This window comes from Stieleria marina (assembly GCA_007741555.1).
GTDB lineage: Bacteria > Planctomycetota > Planctomycetia > Pirellulales > Pirellulaceae > K23-9.
Map to the genome: position 1 here is coordinate 6363440 of CP036526.1, position 18962 is coordinate 6382401.

Annotated in this window: 3 protein-coding genes; 2 read left to right on the plus strand and 1 reads right to left on the minus strand. The window is 55.2% G+C overall.

What is annotated here, in order from left to right:
* Positions 1-77: 77 nt before the first annotated feature.
* Positions 78-15668, plus strand: coding sequence for a hypothetical protein (locus K239x_RS22665; RefSeq protein WP_145420634.1), 15591 nt, complete (start codon positions 78-80; stop codon positions 15666-15668).
* Between the two features lie 127 nt (positions 15669-15795).
* Positions 15796-18240: a carboxypeptidase-like regulatory domain-containing protein gene (locus K239x_RS22670; RefSeq protein ID WP_145420635.1), complete on the plus strand. Its 2445-nt coding sequence runs from the start codon at positions 15796-15798 to the stop codon at positions 18238-18240.
* Between the two features lie 72 nt (positions 18241-18312).
* Here K239x_RS22670 and K239x_RS22675 read toward each other — a convergent pair whose 3' ends face one another.
* Positions 18313-18936: a superoxide dismutase gene (locus K239x_RS22675; RefSeq protein ID WP_145420636.1), complete on the minus strand. Its 624-nt coding sequence runs from the start codon at positions 18934-18936 to the stop codon at positions 18313-18315.
* Positions 18937-18962: the final 26 nt, after the last annotated feature.

An 18962-nucleotide genomic window follows, 5' to 3' on the forward strand; every position in this document is an offset into this window, starting at 1 on the left:
TCGGCGTGAGAGTTTAGCCACTCGTCACGCCCTTTTCCTACGGATGCCAAAGTCTCTTTTCATCGCAAAAAGCAATTATGCCTGCTACCCCGCGCCGCAGCCGCATCATTCCTCGAAAGCCAGTTTGGTCCACTCGTCGACGGCGAATGTCGATCGAAACGCTGGAAAAACGGCAGTTGTTGGCCGCGTCGATCAATGCTGGCGGACAGGACGTTGAGCTTCAACGCATGGGTGAATTGATCCAAGTCGTTCAAAGAGACGATAACAGCGTCGTGATCTGGGAGTCAGATGTACAGTCCATCGATGAAGATCGGATCGAGATTGTCAGCGGTTCGTTGCGAGTGGACTCGGATGTCGATCTGGATGGCAACTCGCTGCAGATTCAAGCTGATTCGATTCTCTTTGAGAATGCCGGCGGGATCTCGACGAGTGACTTAAATGACACCGGTGGCTGGGAAGGCGACTCTGGCAATATTGAACTGAGTTCGACGTCGATACAAATTGGAGCGGGTTCGTTTTTGCGAACACGCCCCGATTCTGGCGATGGGTTTCGTTCGGGAGCGATCACGCTGACCGCTGTCGATGCGCCACCGCTGGCAGGTTCTCTGCTGGTCGACTCGGCAAACCCATTGTCTTTCGAGACCCGATCGGGCGAAATCCAAATCACTGGCGCCGATATTGTCGGCCGTGACATTTCGATCACTTCGGCCGGTCAGTCATCGACGCGGTGGGACGACTTGGGCGGCGTGGGTGAGACGATCGCTGGTGAATTGACAGATCAATTACAGACGATTCCGCAGCTTGGCATCAGTTCCGTGTTGCCGTTGTCGGGACAGGTCAAAAGCCGAGCGGCGTTCTCATTACTGAGCTTGAACGATACAAACATCGATAGTGACACATCGGTGACTTTGTCGGCCAACTCCGTTGCGGATGCGACAACCAATGTGCTGTCGATCGGGACGATGACGGCGTCAACACTGACGGCGATCGGATTTAGTCGATCCGTCGCCGCCGCGCAAATTTCGCTGTTGGGGAATACGGAAATCGCTGCGGCGGGCCGCGTCGATATTACGACGGATGTGGAAGCCGATTCGACATTGTTTTCACGGGCCGAAGCCAACTCGCGTTTGTCAGGCAAAAACATTAGCGCCGCGTTCAACATTGCTTTGGCATGGAACGATCTTGACTCCAAAATTGTTCTGGGCGAATCCACAACCATCGACGCTGGCGGAACGGTTCAGGTCGATGCTAAGGGCACGACAGTCAACGACGTTCGCGCCGCGACATCAGTTTTTGAGGACGGCACGGGCGGTATCTCGGTTGCCGTTGGAATTGACAATGCTGATGTGAAGGCTGACGTTCGCGGGAAAATCACCAGTCGCCAGCAAGACGAAGTCGCACAGTGGACGTTTACCGCCGCGGATATTGAGGCAGCCAGCAACGAAGTGATCCTCAGTCGTCCACTTGACGCGCCCGCTCTGCAAAAAGGCGACCGGATTACTTACACCGGGGAAACCGCGCACGGACTGGTCTCTGGCGAAAGCTACGTTGTCATTCAAGTTGCCGACGTGGATTCCGGCGACGCCGGTACGATGTCGCAGCGAGTGCGTTTCGGTGGCAACACGATTGATTTGAACAACACCCAAGTCAAAGCAGGCAGTGTTCATACGCTTTCCAGCCTTGCGTCGATCCGCTTTGATGTCAGCGACGTTTCAACCGATCAATCGACTGGCGATGGCCAGATCACCCTGGCCGGTTTGCCAGATGATGTTGAAACGCTGACCTACTTGGGGCCTGACCTAGAGCTCGACCCAGGCGCGATCGCCGTCGAAGGTCTGGAACAAAATCAGACTTACGAAATCGATCGCGACGGTGATGTGGTTCGTTTGCGATTACCTGGCAGCACCGAAGCGATCGACTTTGTTGCGCCGTCGTCGGACGACCACGGCTTTTACTACACCGATCGCCAAGCCTCGTTCATCCCGCGAAACGTCGTGCCGGGTGAATCGGCGGTCGATAGCGAAAGTGACACGATCCAGTTGCCCGACGGACACGGATTTCAAACCGGCGATTTGGTATTCTACGCCGTCGATCCAACGCAGACGATTTCAAGTGATTTGTTGGATGCGGACACCGGCGAAGTCGTTGCGACTGTTGATTTACCCGATGCGCCGATTGACAACTTGCAGGACCAAATGGGCTACCGCGTGATCGTGGCCCCGGATTCGCCCAATCAAATCCGCTTGGTGACCACGTTGCAAGCGACGGATGACGCGCAGGTGGTGGACCTAATCGGTGGTGGCACGACAGCGGGCCAGTTCATTGGCCAAGTTCAGCAACAAGGTATTCTGATCGACGCGTCACTGGATGCGACCAACGGCGCAGACGCAGGGATCGCACTCAGCGATGAGGCTCAGCCTTGGCCGGAAGTCTTGACGGGCGTTGCCCAAGGTCAAATCGACAAGACTATTAGCGGTGGCTATGGTCTCATCAATGGATTGCGCGGCGGCTTGGGAGAAGGTGCGGCGACGGAGGGCGGCAATCGAACGGGAACGCAAAGCGAATTCCGTAAGAATCACGATCTAGCGGGCACAATCGCAGTCCCCATCTTCTTTCACAACGTCAGCGCAGAAGTCGCTCCGTCGGCAGTGCTGACGTCTTGGTCTGATTTGGTTGTCGACGCCAGCGTGGATCAAAAAACGGCTTTGTCGACATCGTCCGAAGCCACCCGGCGCGGTGTTGATGACCAAGAGGAAAGCCAGGACCCTGACGAAAACAACGGCAACGACACCGAGTTATCACTGGCGATTGGGTACGGCCATTATGTCAATAATGTGTCGGCTTTCATCGGCGTTAAGGAGGATACGGACCCGCCGACCGATTCTGTATCCACGGACGCACTGCGTGACACGATTGTTTCAGCGACCGTGGACCATCCCATGTTGGTCGAATCGGTGTTGGAAGCGATTAACCCCGTGACGACAATTCAGCAGCACGGCCTGAACGGATTTGATTCGCTGAACGACGGTAGTCTGGGTCTGTCGAACATTTTGAACGTCGAAGCCAAAACGCTCGCCGGTAGCAAAGGTGACCAAAAGGTCTTTGGCGGTGCCGTTGTCGTGACGAATATGAGCAACGACGTCCAGGCAAGAATCGGCGAAGCAGCACGCGTCAATCAAACGGTTGACTTGGCGGACGTTGACGACGGTAGTTTCGACTCGTCGGTCAGCGTGAGTTCGGACATCACCGGCACCGTCATCGAAGCGGGTCAGATGGCCGCCATCAATTTGGGCGTGCAAGGTGTGTTGGAGGCGTTGAGTAGCAAGGCCAAGAAACCTCAGGATTTTCTCAAGCAGCTTGTCAATCCGTTCGGCGTGCGTGGTGCAAAGGCGGTTGGCGGTATCGCGATCATTGCGCTGGCTGATCACACCAGCATCGCTGAGATCGGCGACTCAGCCCTGGTCAATGCGGATGATCTTGTCCGCGTGGAAGCAGACTCGGATCTCTACAACTTGAGCATCGTGCAGACAGGCGTGAAGTCGACGGACTTCGGGTTTTCCGCTTCGATCGCAGCGGCCGATATCGCCACCACGACTCAGGCCTTGATCGGTCAAGCCGTGACGATCAACGCGGGTGACTTGGTCGTGCATGCAACCGATGCTTTGGTGCGGACCAATATCGTGGGCGCGTTCTTGCTTGGCGAACAATCCGGCATCGGCGTTTCGATTGGCGTGAATAAGATCGATCAACAAGTTCAAGCAACGATCGGGCGTCGTAACTTGGATGAGCCACTGTTGTCACAGCAAGGTCTGATCGATGTCGACGGAGTCGTTGATGTGGTTGCCAAAGCTGATGACGGGGCCGTCTTTTCACTGGTCATGTCGGGTGCGTTGCAAGGAATCGGCAATAGTCAGTCCAACACACAAACAAGTAAACTTGGCGCGATTGCATTGACCGTTCCCGTCGCGATCAACGATGTGAAGACAGATACCGATGCGTCGATCGATCGCCAAACGTCAACTTCGGCTACCGTGAACGTAGACGCTTTGTTGGGCGGTACGATTCGCGGCATCGTGGTCGGCGGGTCGATTGCGGTGCAAGGCTCTGCCGGGAATAGTCAACTAAATTTTGCCGGTGCTGGTGCCGTTGCAGTCAACACCGTCGATCAAAATGCGGCCGCCATCATTCGCGAAAGCGACTTGACAACGCAAACGTCTGCGGGCGTGGCTGTTCGTGCCAAAGAAGCCCCCGAAATCGAAGCCGACGCAGGTGGGTTGAGCATTGCTGCGTCGAAGACACCGCAAAACCGAGCAGCCATTTCTTCGGCGGTTGGCGTGGCGATCAATGATGTGACTGGAGCGACGACGTCCGAAGTTTTTGATTCGGTTGTCACGGTGGGCGCAGGCAACCTGGAAATCGCGACCGAAGCATCTGGCTTCACCAAGTCGTTCGCTCTCGCTGGTGGCGTTGCTGTTTCTTTAGGGGGGACCGGCATCACTGGATTGTTGGGCGGAGCCGGATCAGGTGCCAGGAACGATGTGACCAAAACACGGTCAGCCAGTTTGAACGAGTCCACCATCGATGTCGCGGTCGGATCGCTGATGGTGACGGCCATCGATCAAACCGAAATCGCTGCGGACGCAGGCGGGTTCAGCTTAACGGTTGCAACGGGGGCAGGAAGCAATATCAGCGGTGCGATCGGCATCGCGCTGGCCTTTAACAATGTCGATCAAACTCTTTCGGCAACTGTCAGTGAATCGGCCCTCACGGCCAACGGAGAGATTCACATCCGCGCGGGGCTGGATCCGGATGCCGATCCAGCCATGACACCGCCCAAGATAAACGCTTGGGCAGTGGCCGCCGATTTGGGAGCCGGCGTGTCGACGGGATTCAACACAACGCTTGCCGGGTCCGGCGCGGGGGCACACAACACGATCAGCAGCATCGTCGAAGCGACCGTGACTGACGGTTCAAACTTAACATCCACTTCCAGCGGCATTGACGTCCTAGCAAACGACACTTTGATGATCGGCGCATCGGCCATCGGAGCTTCGCTGGGGCTAGGCGGATCATCGGGATTAAGTGTCCAAGGGGAGGTGGGGCTCTCGATCGCCAAACATGATGTCACACGAAAGGTCAGCGCCGAGGTAACAGATTCGATCTTGGTAGCAGCCGACACCAGTGACATCCGTATTGAATCGACCGATGCCGCCACGATTGAATCAGTAGCAGTTGCCGCGACCGTCAGTATCAGCGGAGCGAAAGGATTATCAGCGGCGTTAAGTGGTGGTGGCGCGGACGCGTCGAACGTGATCGAGACGGACAATCGCACCGAAGTGAAACACAGTTCGTTGACTCAGGCTAGATCAATCATCGTCAGAGCTGGCAGCAATACTGACATCGATGCGAACGTCTACGGTGTTTTCGTTGGACTGTCGGGTGCCGCAGGTCCTGTCGGGTCCGCCGCAATCGGTGCCGCCGTCGCAAAAAATTACGTCGGTACCGATGCAAGCGAGACACCGGTCGAATCTGGAGTCGTCGCGATTCTGGAAAACTCCGAAGCTGTCGCGTTGGTCGGAGTCCAAGTGGAAGCCATCGCAAGCCAAACCATCGACTCGTTGGTCTTAGTCGCCAGCATCGCCGTGGCCGGCGGTGCAAGTGCGGGCGCGGCAGCCAGCGGCAGTGGGTCGCGCACACAAAACCGAATCGACCAAGACATTCATGCGAAAATACTCGGGGACGGTGATGCGGATCCGGATGATCTGATCGATGCACCGTTGATTCGTGTCAATGCAAATGACACCTCCGCGATTTCCAGCGTCACCGACGCTGTCATCGTTGGCGTGGTGGGAAGTGTGGCGGCATCTGGTTCGCTGGCCGTTGGAGTCTCGGTCTCTGACAATCACCTCTCCAACGACATCGAAGCGTCGATCACAAGCCTAAAAGCGTCTGACGCTTCCAGTGGTAGAGTCGATGTCACTGCAAGGCAAACGAACACCATTAACGCGTTTAATTTAGGCGTGATCGTCTCGGGTGCTTTTTCGGGTTCAGGATCCGTTGCTGTGGGTGGTGGTGGCGCGACGGCTGACAATGTCATTCAGAACAAACTGCAAGCCTTGATGGTCGATAGCGACGTTGCCCGTTCGGTGTATGCCAGAGCGGTCAGTGAAAACGACATTGATGCACAGATCAAATCCGGAAGTGCCTCTGCGACGGGCGCGGCCGGAGTCGCTGGAGGGCTTTCGATTGGTGTCGTCACCGCCAGTAACCACATCGGCGGTCTGGCCAACGCGGCGGATCAGTTGACGGACGAAACGAATCAAGTGATCGCCGCCGTCCGCGGCAGTGTAATAAAGCCACACTTTGAACTGCTGTTGGAATCACGCTCAACCGACAACGTGAACGCACGAGTCAACGCAACATCGGTCGCTGCCGCTGCCGCAGTCAACGGCAGCGCAGCGGGATCAGCGGCCGGCGCAGCCGCCTTCAACGTGCTTGCATCGAACATTTCCGCTAGCGTGGAAAGCAGCACATTGAACCAATCGCAAATCCCCCCCATTTTTCAAGTCTTGGCAACAGACTCGGCAACGGTCGATTCTCATGTCGAATCGATCACGGTTGGTGCCGTCGGTGGTCTTCTGTCAGGAAGCCTTTCCGTATCGATTTCGCGTAGCGATAGCACTGTCGCAAATCAGGTCACCGCGACGTTGACCGAGTCCATACTGGACAGTAGTACGGCCAACGTGATTGTTCGCGCCGAAGAAACAGCCGACGTCACGACATCCGCCTATGCTGCTGCGGTCGCGGCCAACATTAGTTTCGGCGGTTCCATCAATGGTGGTGGCGCGATCGCCAACACCGACATTACGTCATCAGCGATAGCGACGGTCGTTGATAGCGACTTGAACGTGGGGGAAGTCAAAGCTGAGTCCAATAATCGTGCGACGGCTGACTCGACAACCCAAGGCACCAATATTACCGCCGCTTTAATCGGTATTGGTGGTGGCGGCAGCGTGGCGACGACCAGTATCACCCCGACGACCCACGCTTCGTTGACGCGTTCGGAGGTCCAGGCCCGCAGTTTGTCGATCTTGGCGTCAGCAACACCTATCGCAAACGGCGATGCAGGAGGGTTCGGCATCAGCACCGGGCTGGATGTTGGCGTTTCGCAAACCAACGTGCATTTGCAAGGCAACATTGACGCGACGCTGGACAGCCAATCAAGCGTGATCGATGTGGAGACACTCAACGTGAAGGCTGCTTTGTCGCAGCCAGAACAGTCTCTTGCCACTGTCACATCTTCATCCGGTGGCTTGTTAATTGGTATCGAAGCCAGCAAGACTTCCTTCACAGACAAGATCAATGTTTCGGCACAGATCGCCGATGGCGCCAGCGACGTAACGGTCGGCGACGCCGATGTTGTGGCCATGCGTGACACCAATCAACGGGCCGAAACTGCCGGTGTGGCTGGCGGACTCATTGCGGTGGGTGTGACGTCGGCGACGGCCACAACGGACGGCGAAACGACTGCCACGATCGGAACCGGTGTTTCATTGGCTGCATCATCGCTGCTGGTCGAAGCCGATTCGCATACGAAGAACTTTGCTCATGCACGTTCCATCGGTGGTGGTGCGATTCCGGTTGCCGTCGCGGTTCCCAAAACTGTCAATGCATCGACGACCAAAGCTGAAATCGGCGATCAATCCGAAATCACGGTGCTGGGTGATTTGGAAATATTTGCCGACCAAACGTCTGAATTCAACGCCACGTTGCTTGCGACATCCGGCGGACTCCTGACGGGTGGCGGCGGCGACGTGGACAACAGTGTTACATCCACGGTGACGACCGACATTGGCGAAGCAACGCTGGTAGCCAATGTCATTGACGCTTCCGCCGACAATCGAATCGTCAAACCAGCAGTCGGTGGTAGCGGCCAAGTCAATGCAACTACTGGCGGCGCGATTGCCGCCGTCGGCGTATCAAACGACACCACGTTGTCGTTGACAACGGCCGTCAACGTAGCTAACAACGCTTCACTGACAGCATCGACAAGCATCGATGCACACAGCTTCAACCATTTCGATGCGTTCGAGCAATCAACCGTCCGCAGTGCTGGTGCTGCGGCAGGTGGTGGAGTGGGTGTCAGGTTCGAGACGACCAAAGATGAGGCCAAGGTCTCGATTGGCAATGCAAGCGTGATTTCTGGCGGCGACATCACGCTGTCCGCACGCGGTGGTGGCGAAATCGACATCCAAGCCAATTCGGAAATTTTTGGTGCGGCCACGGTCGGCACCGGCACCACGACGGTTGATCTGAATCCGACCAATCTTATTTCGATCGGCTCGGGTTCTGGGGCGGGCGCTGTCGTGCGTGCCGATAGGAACATTGATATCTCGGCTGGGACTGATACACGATTCAATCCCGATGATTACAGGATCACGTCGTACAACGACACCTTCGCAGGCAGTCTGATTCCAATCACCAACGTCAACGCCAACGCGACGCTTCACCAAATCAACACCATCGATGTCGAGGCCAATTCGGTCGTCCAATCCCGCGGCGACATTCGACTGCATGCCGAACGTGACGGAATCAACCAATTGGACACGCAGGCCAAAGCCGTGTCGTGGGTTTCGGGACTGGCCAATGCGGTGAACAATTTGTCAAGCGAGGGAGGTGTGGAAGGCTACGGAGGCGGCGTGGCTGACTATTCCGCGCTGGCCAACGTGAACATCGATGGTACGGTTGAGACCGGGATTCATCGGGTACAAACGTTGAAAATCACAGACGTTACACGCGACCCAACCGCCCCCTTGGCGGACGCGGACAATCCTGACGACCCTGACTTTTACGACGTATCCTTTGAGACCGTTGGCGACGTAGGCTTTTCAAAAAGATTGACGCCGGTCGTCAGTAGCCTTGATGCAGCCATCGAAGCAGCGGAAGAGCAACTGATTAAATTCAGCGCTGATGAGAGTTTGAAAACCTTTTACGAAGAGCAAATCGCTTCGTTGAAGCAGAAACAGCTCGAACAAGGCATTGCTTATACGCCCGATGGCGCACCGGATGATGTCATCATTCGCCTGAACTCATCGGCTCTGACCATCGTGGTCGACCCGATCGTCGCCCAAGCCGGTTCGATCGATGTCCGTGCTGACAATTTGAATCGGTCCGATTCCGGTCAGTTCATCGCTCCAGGCGACGCATTAGTCGAAATCCTTAATGACACGCCAGCGTATGTCGAAGTCACCGGGATTTTGATTCCTGATTCTCAAGGCGGTGTCTTCCTGAACGGAAGCGACGTTTCACAAGAGAACGGAGTTTTACCAGGCCCCGACCCGATCGTTCGTGTTGAAAACACTTTGGATGTCAGAAGCATTGCACTGGGTACTGACGAGCAATTTCCTTGGCCCAACATTACCGTCACCGGCGATCCAATCAGTAACGTCAACGGTTCGGTGCAGTTGGTGGCTTTTGCCGGTGGCGGCGGTAGCATCAAAATCGATTCATCGATCATTGCGAAAACACAAAGTATCCAGGCTGGCCGAAGTGGGACCGTCAATATCGACTCGGGTGGCCAATTTGATATTTTTGGTTCCGAGCCGGAAAATTTGCAAGACACGTTCGATCGTGATGGTAGTTCGGTGATCGTGACGAACGGACGATGGGGATCTGATGGACGTTATCGCAATGCGGTTGACAACCAGAATTTCTACTTCGCGGGCAAGCACCCCGAAGAGGTCAACGGCGAAAGCACGATTCTAGAAGGCGAGCGGATTTTCATCACGGCCGAGTACATCAATGTCAACGGTGTGATCCAAAGCGGGCGTGGCGAATACAACTTGGTCATCGACGATTCGATCGCGGACGATATTTTAAGAGCACGTAGAGCGAATCTCGAACTGGGTAATGAAAACCCGCCACCACCACTACGGTTGACCGATCCGCGTAGTCGCGACCTTGCGGCTTTCTTTGATTTCGATTTGAACCGAATTGTTGTGGAAGAACTTCGTGCCAGCGGAGGCTACGTAGATTTAACGGGAGCCGTCGCCAATACGCGAAACGGTGAAATTCGTGTCTTTGGTGATTACGCCAAAATCAACATCGACAACCAAACCACCTACGACATGGAAATCCGTCGACTGGACGTGTCTCAGCGTGGTGAAGGGACTCTCATCATCAAGGACACGTTGAAAGGAACGCCCGAGGCTCCGCTGGTAACGATCTACCAGCGTGAAGGCGACTTGGTTCATGTGCAAGAAGGTTCGACTTCGACCCGATCCACAGGACGTGATTTTTCCTACAAGCCAAAGGACAAGCTTCGATTGGCCTGGACGATTGTGGAAGGAACTCGAACGACCGTAACATCAAATTACTCAAAGGATTCGCTTTGGGGCTTGATCCCAAACTTCTTTGACCCTGACCCATTGGATCGTGTTGGTCCCGAAGTTGAGGATACCCTTACCCTCAATTCGGATCGATCCAACGATCGATTCTACGTCTCGACTACGTCCAACAACAATCAGCTCAAGTATCGCTACAACACTGAGGTGACAAACGAACCAACCAAGACGCAGAAATACGATTTGAAACCGCGTTGGTCCGGCTGGGGCCCGTGGTCGGTCAAGACCGTGCGTTGGAAACTGGTGGACGTCACCTACGGGGTCACGCTTCACAAGCACAACATCATCGCCGACCAGCCGATCGACATTCAGTTTCTTGGTCAAGCCGAAGGCGAAATTGAGATCCAATCGCTTGGACGTGTCTTTGTTGATGGCGAACTTCGCAACCCCAACGGAACGACGCTGATTGACGCATCTGAAATTCAATTCAATTCGGCCGACGCGATCATCGGCGGTCGCCATGTCGATCTTTCGGCGACCGGCGGGATCGGTAGCGAAACGATTCCCATCAATACCAACATCGCCGATCTACCCGTATACGACTTCACGTCGGATCAACAGGTTGCCGTGGTGCCCGGATATCGCGTGCGGGTCAATTTCGATCACACCGCTGGCGGTACTCCTGGCAAGGTCTATGAGTACATCCGGCCATTAACCAGCGCCGGGCGAGGCATCCCCACCCGACAGTTGGCGAACACCGACTTCACGGACACGTCCGATTGGATGCAAGTCGAAGTGAATGGATCGGTCAGCCTAACCACCGTCGCTGGCGACATCTTCGCTAACGAAGTCAGCGGCGATCTGTTTGTCGATCAAATCATCGCGAACACGTCGGGGCTGGAGAGTAACGATGGCGATGTGACACTGTTTTCTCAGGGCAGCATTGTCGGAATCAATGACTCATCCAAAGTGATCGGTGACGCGATCAATCTGACGGCTCGCACAGGCAGCGTTGGCCAAGCCGACCAGCCGCTGCAAGTCGACAATTTGAACGCCCGGCAGACGCTTGGCGATAGCCTGACCGCTTGGGCGGCAGGCGATATTCACACCAAGCACTCCGGCGATCTGGTCCTGAAGGAGATCTATGCCGGTGGTGATCTGACAATGACCTTTGACCCCGATAGCGACTTCGGCACGCTGATCGATGGCAACAAGCTACAAGAAATCGATAAACGGGCCCAAGAGGAGTTGGTCAGTTCGGTGTGGGATGCCTTGAAATTGCTGGACGGTGAAGCACGCCGAACCGAACGTCGTGAAGCACTGATTGCGTCGAAGAACGATGCCTATGCCACCTATTGGAATTGGCGAAACACGCATGCAGACCCGAGCGTTTTTGATGCGACGTTTGTGATCGAAGTGTCCGACGGCGAACGTGAATTCTTTCGAGAGCAAGAGATTGAAAACGGTTTGGTCGAACCCGAATTGACGGCCAAAGTCAATGAGCGTGCGACGACGGTGTCCAACAGTCGCACGCAACAGTATCGTTCGCTCCATGAGGAATTTGGCAGCGAAGGCAATGCATTCCAGCAAAACTATCAGTACCTGCCGACCGCCGATGACGAAACGGAAATCGCGAATGTCAAAGTCTGGACGCAGGAGGAATTGGAGTCGCTTCGCAGCCGCGCGTTCTTGAACGTGACCGACACCGAGTTTGCCGTCGAAGAACCCAACATCACGGCACAGAATGTCCTCATCGACAACCGCTTGGGTGTCGGTCGCTACCAAAACGGAACCACAATCGCATTGTTCGACGATTCCGGTCAGCCAACCATGATGAACCTAGATCAACGGGCCGCATTGGATGGCGCTGAACCGTTCGACGTGGTCAAATTGACTCAGGAACCACTGTCGCTTCCGGCGAGACTAAGTGGTCAGCAGATTACGTTTCTGACCGAAAGTGGCGACATTGACATTACCGAGAACTGGCGTGACTACGGATTCGAGGTGGGCCAAGAAGTGTTCTTGGAAGCGAACCGCGACACGACTGACGAAGGTATCTTCTACACCGTTTTGGCGATCAACGGCAGTACGATGACGGTTTCGATTCCTCAGAACGGCAATGGTCCTCGTGATCCAGATGGACCACTTCGCCCGGACCAAGAAGATTTCGTGGTGTCCAATATCCTGATCGCACCCGTCGCGGCCACGATGGCCGAGGCGACTTACCAGCGTGTCCTACGACGTGAGGATATTGACATCAGGTTGAGCGCTGACGGAGATGGCGAACAATCCGGTTCTGTATCAGTCATCTCGGGGCGTCAGATCTTTATCGGTTCCGAATCCGGCTTGACGATCGGCCAAGTTCGCACTGCGGATGACCAGCGAGTTCAGATCAAAGTTAAAGATGATCTCTCATCGCTGGCTGCATCAGTGCCGCGAGTGTTCGGCGGGCGCGTGGTCTTGGAATCAACCAGTGGTCACGTGGGGACGCTTGAGCGTCCATTGCGGATCGGTACCGGGTCGGACGGCTATTTGATCACGAGAGCGGACCAGGAAGTCGTCATCGATCATCGAGACTTACTTCATTCCGATTCCGATCTGCGCATCAACCAAGTGTTCTCCAAAAATTCGTTTATCGATATTCAATCAATAGGATCGATCGTTGATGCTTTCTCTGACGACATCACAAATTTGCGAGCCGAGTCGATCTCTTTAACGTCGATAGTGGGCAGCATTGGATCGAGTCGCTCACTACTGGACATTGACGCTGCGGCAACGGGCGTAGTGACTGCCTTGGCCGCGAACGACATCGGATTGAACGAGACGGACAGCGATCTGAATGTTCGATTGATTCACGCGAAATACGGTTCGGTTAATCTGCGGGCCCAGAATTCGATTCTCGATACTGTCGATGTTCAAGATCCGAACGTCCAACCACTGGTGGACGACGATTCGGATCTGCCGTCGCGTCCGCAAACCGATGTGTTTGGCAAGTCCATCACGCTGACAGCCAACTTTGGCACCATTGGGCAAGCTGGCAACGAGCTAGACATCGATAGCAACTATGTTTTCATTCCAAACGAAAATACTACCGATAGTGACTTGTTGCCCGCTGGGGACTCTGACAGCAACGACGGCGGTAGCATCGATGGCGGGATGGGCAACGATAGCCCAGGCATCGATAGCCCCGACGCTAATGATCCCGACGTCAGTCAAACAAACATGGGCTATCTGACCACCCAGAGCACTGCGAACACCTATCTCAACGAAACCACCGGCGACTTGAACTTGAGCTTAGTGAGGACCGACGAAACCGCATTCATTGCAGCCTTGGACGGTCGTATTCTAGGACGCCCGATCAATGACGCTCCTACACCAGGACCTGCACCAACGCCTGGTCCGAATCCCTCGGTTCCCGTCGAAGACGATGATGAGACCGGTGTCGTCGCTGGCAAGCTGTGGTTGTTCGCTTCGGGTGACATCGGATCGGAAGATCGACCTTTGCGTACGAACGTCGGAGCCATCGAGGGCCAATCGACCAGCGGATCGGTTTACCTTGAAAACGAGTCCGATATCGAAATTGGCAACGTAGTGGCCGACAGTGGTGCACAGGGCGAACGAGTTCTGCAGGGTGAACAGGCTCCCCAGGGCGAAGAGGCTTCGACGCAGCGATTTGATTCTGGGTTCAAAACCGTTGGCGACTTGAATCTGCGTGCGGGTGGTGCGATTCGGGTGTCCGAAAATGTAACGTCGGAACGGGACTTGATCCTAGCCGCCACGGGGATGCTGATCGTGGATCTGGGAAGTGTGCTGGAAGCGGTACGCCAAATTGAACTTTCGGGCGTGGAAGGATTGCCGGTCGAGATGGACATTCGCGGCGAATTGAAGGCTCCAACGACTAATGCCAACGGAACCGATTTGAATGATGTGTTTGATTTCGCAGACTCATCTTTTACGGGTGAGCTAAACGTTTACGGACTCGGTGGCGATGACGTCATCACAGGCAGCGGCCTCGACGACGCCCTGTTTGGTGGCGAAGGGATTGATACGATTTTTGGCCGTGGTGGCTGCGATGTTATTCGCGGTGGACCGGGATTGGACGTCATCATTCCTAGCGGCGATGCCGACTGTAGTCCCTACGGAACGTTGGCCATGCCGCCTGCAATGATCTCGGAAGAACTGCCATCCGGCTCCGTCGTCCAAAGCGTTTCGATCAGCGATTTGGATGAAGACGACAGCGTGACGTATCGATTGGCCGATGACGCTGGCGGCCTGTTTGCCATCGCCGGTGATCAGCTAAAGGTCGTTGCTTCGGAAGCACTCAACGAACGACAGAGTTTCACCAAGGACGTCATCATCGAAGCGGTCCATGCTCAAGGTGGCGTGACACGGCAAACGTTTACAATCCAAGTCGAAGCTGACAACGACGCACCACGCGAATTGCGACTAGCCAGCGTCGAGAGCGGACCGACGTTTTCACCCGGCGACGTCGACAATGGCTTCGGCAGTCTTTCCGAACGCATCTCAGGACAGATTATTGTCGGACGTGTTCAAGTTTACGACCCTGAGGGAGACGATACGTTTGAGTTCGAATCCCAGGACGCTCGCTTCGAGATCGTCGATGGCGTCTTGCGACTGATAGCCGGGCAATATGTAGAGTCCACCGAAGGAACTGCAGGATCATTGGGCAACCGGATCAGTGTTCAGGTCAAGGCGACCGACCCCAGCGATCCCGCCAGCCAAGTCATGCTCGATGTGCCGATCACCGTTGCTGCGAACGAGACTCCCTGGATCAATCAATCGGCTTTTGCTGATGTGGACAATAGTGGTGAAGTGACTCCGAATGACGCTCTGATTGTCATCAACGATCTCGCTGAACGCGCGAGTCTTCCTATCGCAGAGCGGGATCGTCTACCCTTTGCACGTCCCGATTCTCGACGTGACCATTTCGTTGATACCAGCGGCAATGGTCTGATTTCACCGGATGATATATTGACAGTGTTAAATTTTCTGGCCGAGCAACATCGACCGGGTTCGGGCGAATTGGCTCAAGGAGAATCCTTGGACAGTTACCCCGCGTCCGACTTCTTGCCCCGCGCCGTCGATGCGGTTTACTCACGGGCCAACCCTGCCGAGGATTTGATCGAAAGAGATATCGCTCGGTCTAAGAGCCAACATTACGAATTGACTGGATCGCAAGCCACCTTGGCTGTCGCCCCGACAAGACAATCTGTGACGGATTCCAAGCACGACGAATGGAATGACCAGGAGATGGATTCCCTTGTTGATGTGCTGGCGTTGGATCTGCTGGAAACACAGGTGTGATGTTGGTTTATCGTGCCGAGCTTAGGTGATTGACAGAACTGCTCTGTGTTGCAGGAATTGCGCCGCGGAGCGTCGCAGTAACGAGTGGCGTACAATCAGGGCTTCTTTCACTAGGGAGAGCCAACTGATGTGCACTCGGGTTTGTGTTTTCGCTTTGTCGCTGACGGTTGTTTCGTCAATTGCTCGGGGTGACGATGCGCCGATCCACGGCACTTGTCTTGACAATACTGGCAAGCGTGTCGTCGGTGCGACAGCAACGCTTTATCACAGTGTTGACCAACAGAGCGAAATCAATGTTATCGAAACGGTGACGACGGACAAACGAGGTGGTTTCCGATTCAGCCCGCTCGCAGTCGAAGTGGATCAGCACGGTGGCACCCGCTACTTGGTGACGGTTACTACTAAAAACCACGCCTCTTTTTCGCAGCGCGTACATCGCGATCATTTGGGACGTGGTCAACTCCAAGTAAGAATCCACAAAGATCCTGCGACGTTAGTTGGGCATTTGACAGGGCCCGATGGCAAGCCTGTTGTTGGCGCGAAGGCTTTTCTGCCAAGTGGCTTCAACTACGAACCCATTGCTGGAGTGCTGAGCGCAACAACAGACGCCAAGGGAGTATTCCGCATCAGCGACATGAAACCTTGGAGGCCGGACAATCCTGGGCAGCGACGGATGAATCTGTTGATCGATCATCCTGACTTCGCTCGAACCAGCACGATGTTTGAGTCGGTTCCGCAAGTCTTACGCGTTCAACTGGACTCCCCAGCTATCGTGACGGGGCGCGTGGTCGATGCCGTCACCAACAAGCCGGCTGTCGACATAATCGTCAGCGCTCAAGGCGTTGCCGATAGCGGATGGGGTCAAACTCGGACCGACGCCGACGGCAAATACGAATTGCGATTGACAGCTGATCGCTACAACATCTGGGCCGAAATGGATGAGCGAATTGCCATTGCCGTCGACTCCGTCAAGGCAACACCTGGCCAAGCAGTCGTCGTCGGGGACATCCGAATGGTTCGCGGCGCGATCGTGTATGGAAACGTCGGCGTTGGCGGGGAAACTGGCAATATGTATGTAGCTCACTATGGACCCGCTCGCCCGCGATCGGGAGCGGCCGTTACGTCAACAAAAGTTCAAGCCGATGGATCCTACCGGCTTCGCGTCGCGCCCGGTATGAACTATCTGTATGTGATGGGTGGCGGTGGATCGATCACTGTCGACGTGACTGACGGCGAGGAGTTAGTAGCCCACTTCATGCCAGGAAAAACGGTCTACATGGTCAACGACGCCGAGAAAAAGCGTCAAGCGGATGCTTTGTTGGAAAGGCGAATCACCGACATGGTTGCTGACGCAGTTCCCAGTCGCGATCGCGGCGACACGCAAGTCGCAGAGCTTTTGGATCTGCTAGAGGTATTTCAAGAGCGTGAGTTTCTTTTCAAAGAACCGTGGCTACAAACGCTGCGCGACTTAGTCGACTGTGGTCCCGATGCCGTGCCCGAACTGATCGCGGAGCTTGACGCGACCGAAAGCAATATCATGTTTCGGTGTATGGGATTTGCGATGCGAGCGATCGGGGACCGGCGCGCCGTACCGGCTTTAATTCGCTCGATCCCGCGCGTCTACCTTACCCACGGCTCAGACATGGGACTGCAAACCGACAACCCAAAGCTGGCTGATTTTGCACGAAAACACGACTTGGACGACTCAAAGGACGGAAACCGGGATCGGTACAAGTTTGGGCGACCGATCCGTGAAGTCTTTGGTGCAATTCAGGTTCTAACAGAACATGATTTCGATGATTCGCAAGTCTTCAGGATCCGCCCCACGGGCACAGCGGCTCAGCAAGAATTGAAACGGGAACTCATGGAGCGACATGCAGCGAAGTGGGCAGATTGGTGGACGGCCAATGCCGCCAAATTGAACGTGCCAAAAAAATTTCACGAGATCGGTTTGCCACCGGTCGTGGTAGCCAAAATTACTCCGGTCGCACTGGGCGTCGATTACCGAAGTTGCGCGATGACCAGCAATTCCTTGCTGGAACCAGTCCAAGCCAAAGAGCCATACAGGACGTTTATCGATTTGGACACAGGGCGCAAAGGCACGTTGCCAGCGAAGTGGCGCGACACACCTAGGGGCGAATTGCCGCTAGAGGAAATCGCAACTTGGGCACGAAGCGAAGGTTTTGATTTGATGGGAACCGAGTTTTCGATTGATGATCAGAAAAACTGCTTTTCCATTCGTTTGCTGGGTTGCCGAGCCTTGCAGTTGCCTGACGCCGATTGGAAAAAACGTTTTAGTCAAGTTCGTTTGGAAGAATTGGTCGAGCGAGGCAAACCGATCGGCGAGTATCTGTTTCGTCAAGACGGCGGGGAGATCGATCACTTGGGGCAAGCGACGTTTCTATTGGTCACGGCCGAAGAGACGCCGGTGTTGCTCTATCTAGATGGGATCGCACACCACAATAAGCCGAAGCCCGCCGGATTCGAAAACGCCCTCAACGATTTAAAGCCCGTCGCTGTTCGCCAAGGCCGAAGATTCGGGATGCAATTGTTTGAACGGCTGAATAATTAAAAAAGGCACCGCCATATCTGACGATGCCTTTCTTAGAAATCATTGGTGTCTGTCTTTCAAGGACTAACGAGCCTACTTTGCGGCGGCGAAGCGAGCGGCCACGGCGTCCCAGTCGACCACGTTCCAAAATGCGCCAACGTAATCGGGGCGACGGTTTTGGTAGTTCAAGTAGTAAGCGTGCTCCCAGACGTCCAAGCCCAAGATCGGCGTGCCGCTGATCCCAGCGATATCGGCACCCATCAATGGGTTGTCTTGATTGGCAGTACTGCCAACTTTCAGTTCGCCGCCGTCGACGTACAACCAAGCCCAACCGCTGCCAAAGCGAGTCGCTGCCGCGTTGTTGAACTGCTCTTTCATTGCGTCGACGCTGCCGAAAGCTTTGACGATCGCAGCTTCCAAATCGCCCGAAGGGTTTCCGCCTTTTCCGGGGCCCATGACGCTCCAGAACAGCGAGTGGTTGGCGTGGCCACCACCGTTGTTGCGAACAGCGCCTTGTTTGTCGGCGGGAACGGTCGCCAAGTTGGAGATCAGGTCTTCGATCGAGTGGCTGCCCAGATCGGTGCCTTCGATCGCGGCGTTGACTTTAGCGACGTAGCCGGCGTGGTGTTTGCCGTGGTGGATTTCCATCGTGCGAGCGTCGATGTGAGGCTCCAGGGCGTCGTGGGCGTACCCTAATTCTGGCAGTGAATAAGCCATGCTGAATTCAGCTCCGTGTGCGAGTT

What these genes read in the sequence shown, in the direction of transcription:
- K239x_RS22665 (WP_145420634.1), top strand. Translation starts at nt 78, where the DNA reads ATGCCTGCTACCCCGCGCCGCAGCCGCATCATTCCTCGAAAGCCAGTT.
- K239x_RS22670 (WP_145420635.1), top strand. Translation starts at nt 15,796, where the DNA reads ATGTGCACTCGGGTTTGTGTTTTCGCTTTGTCGCTGACGGTTGTTTCG.
- K239x_RS22675 (WP_145420636.1), bottom strand. Translation starts at nt 18,936, where the DNA reads ATGGCTTATTCACTGCCAGAATTAGGGTACGCCCACGACGCCCTGGAG.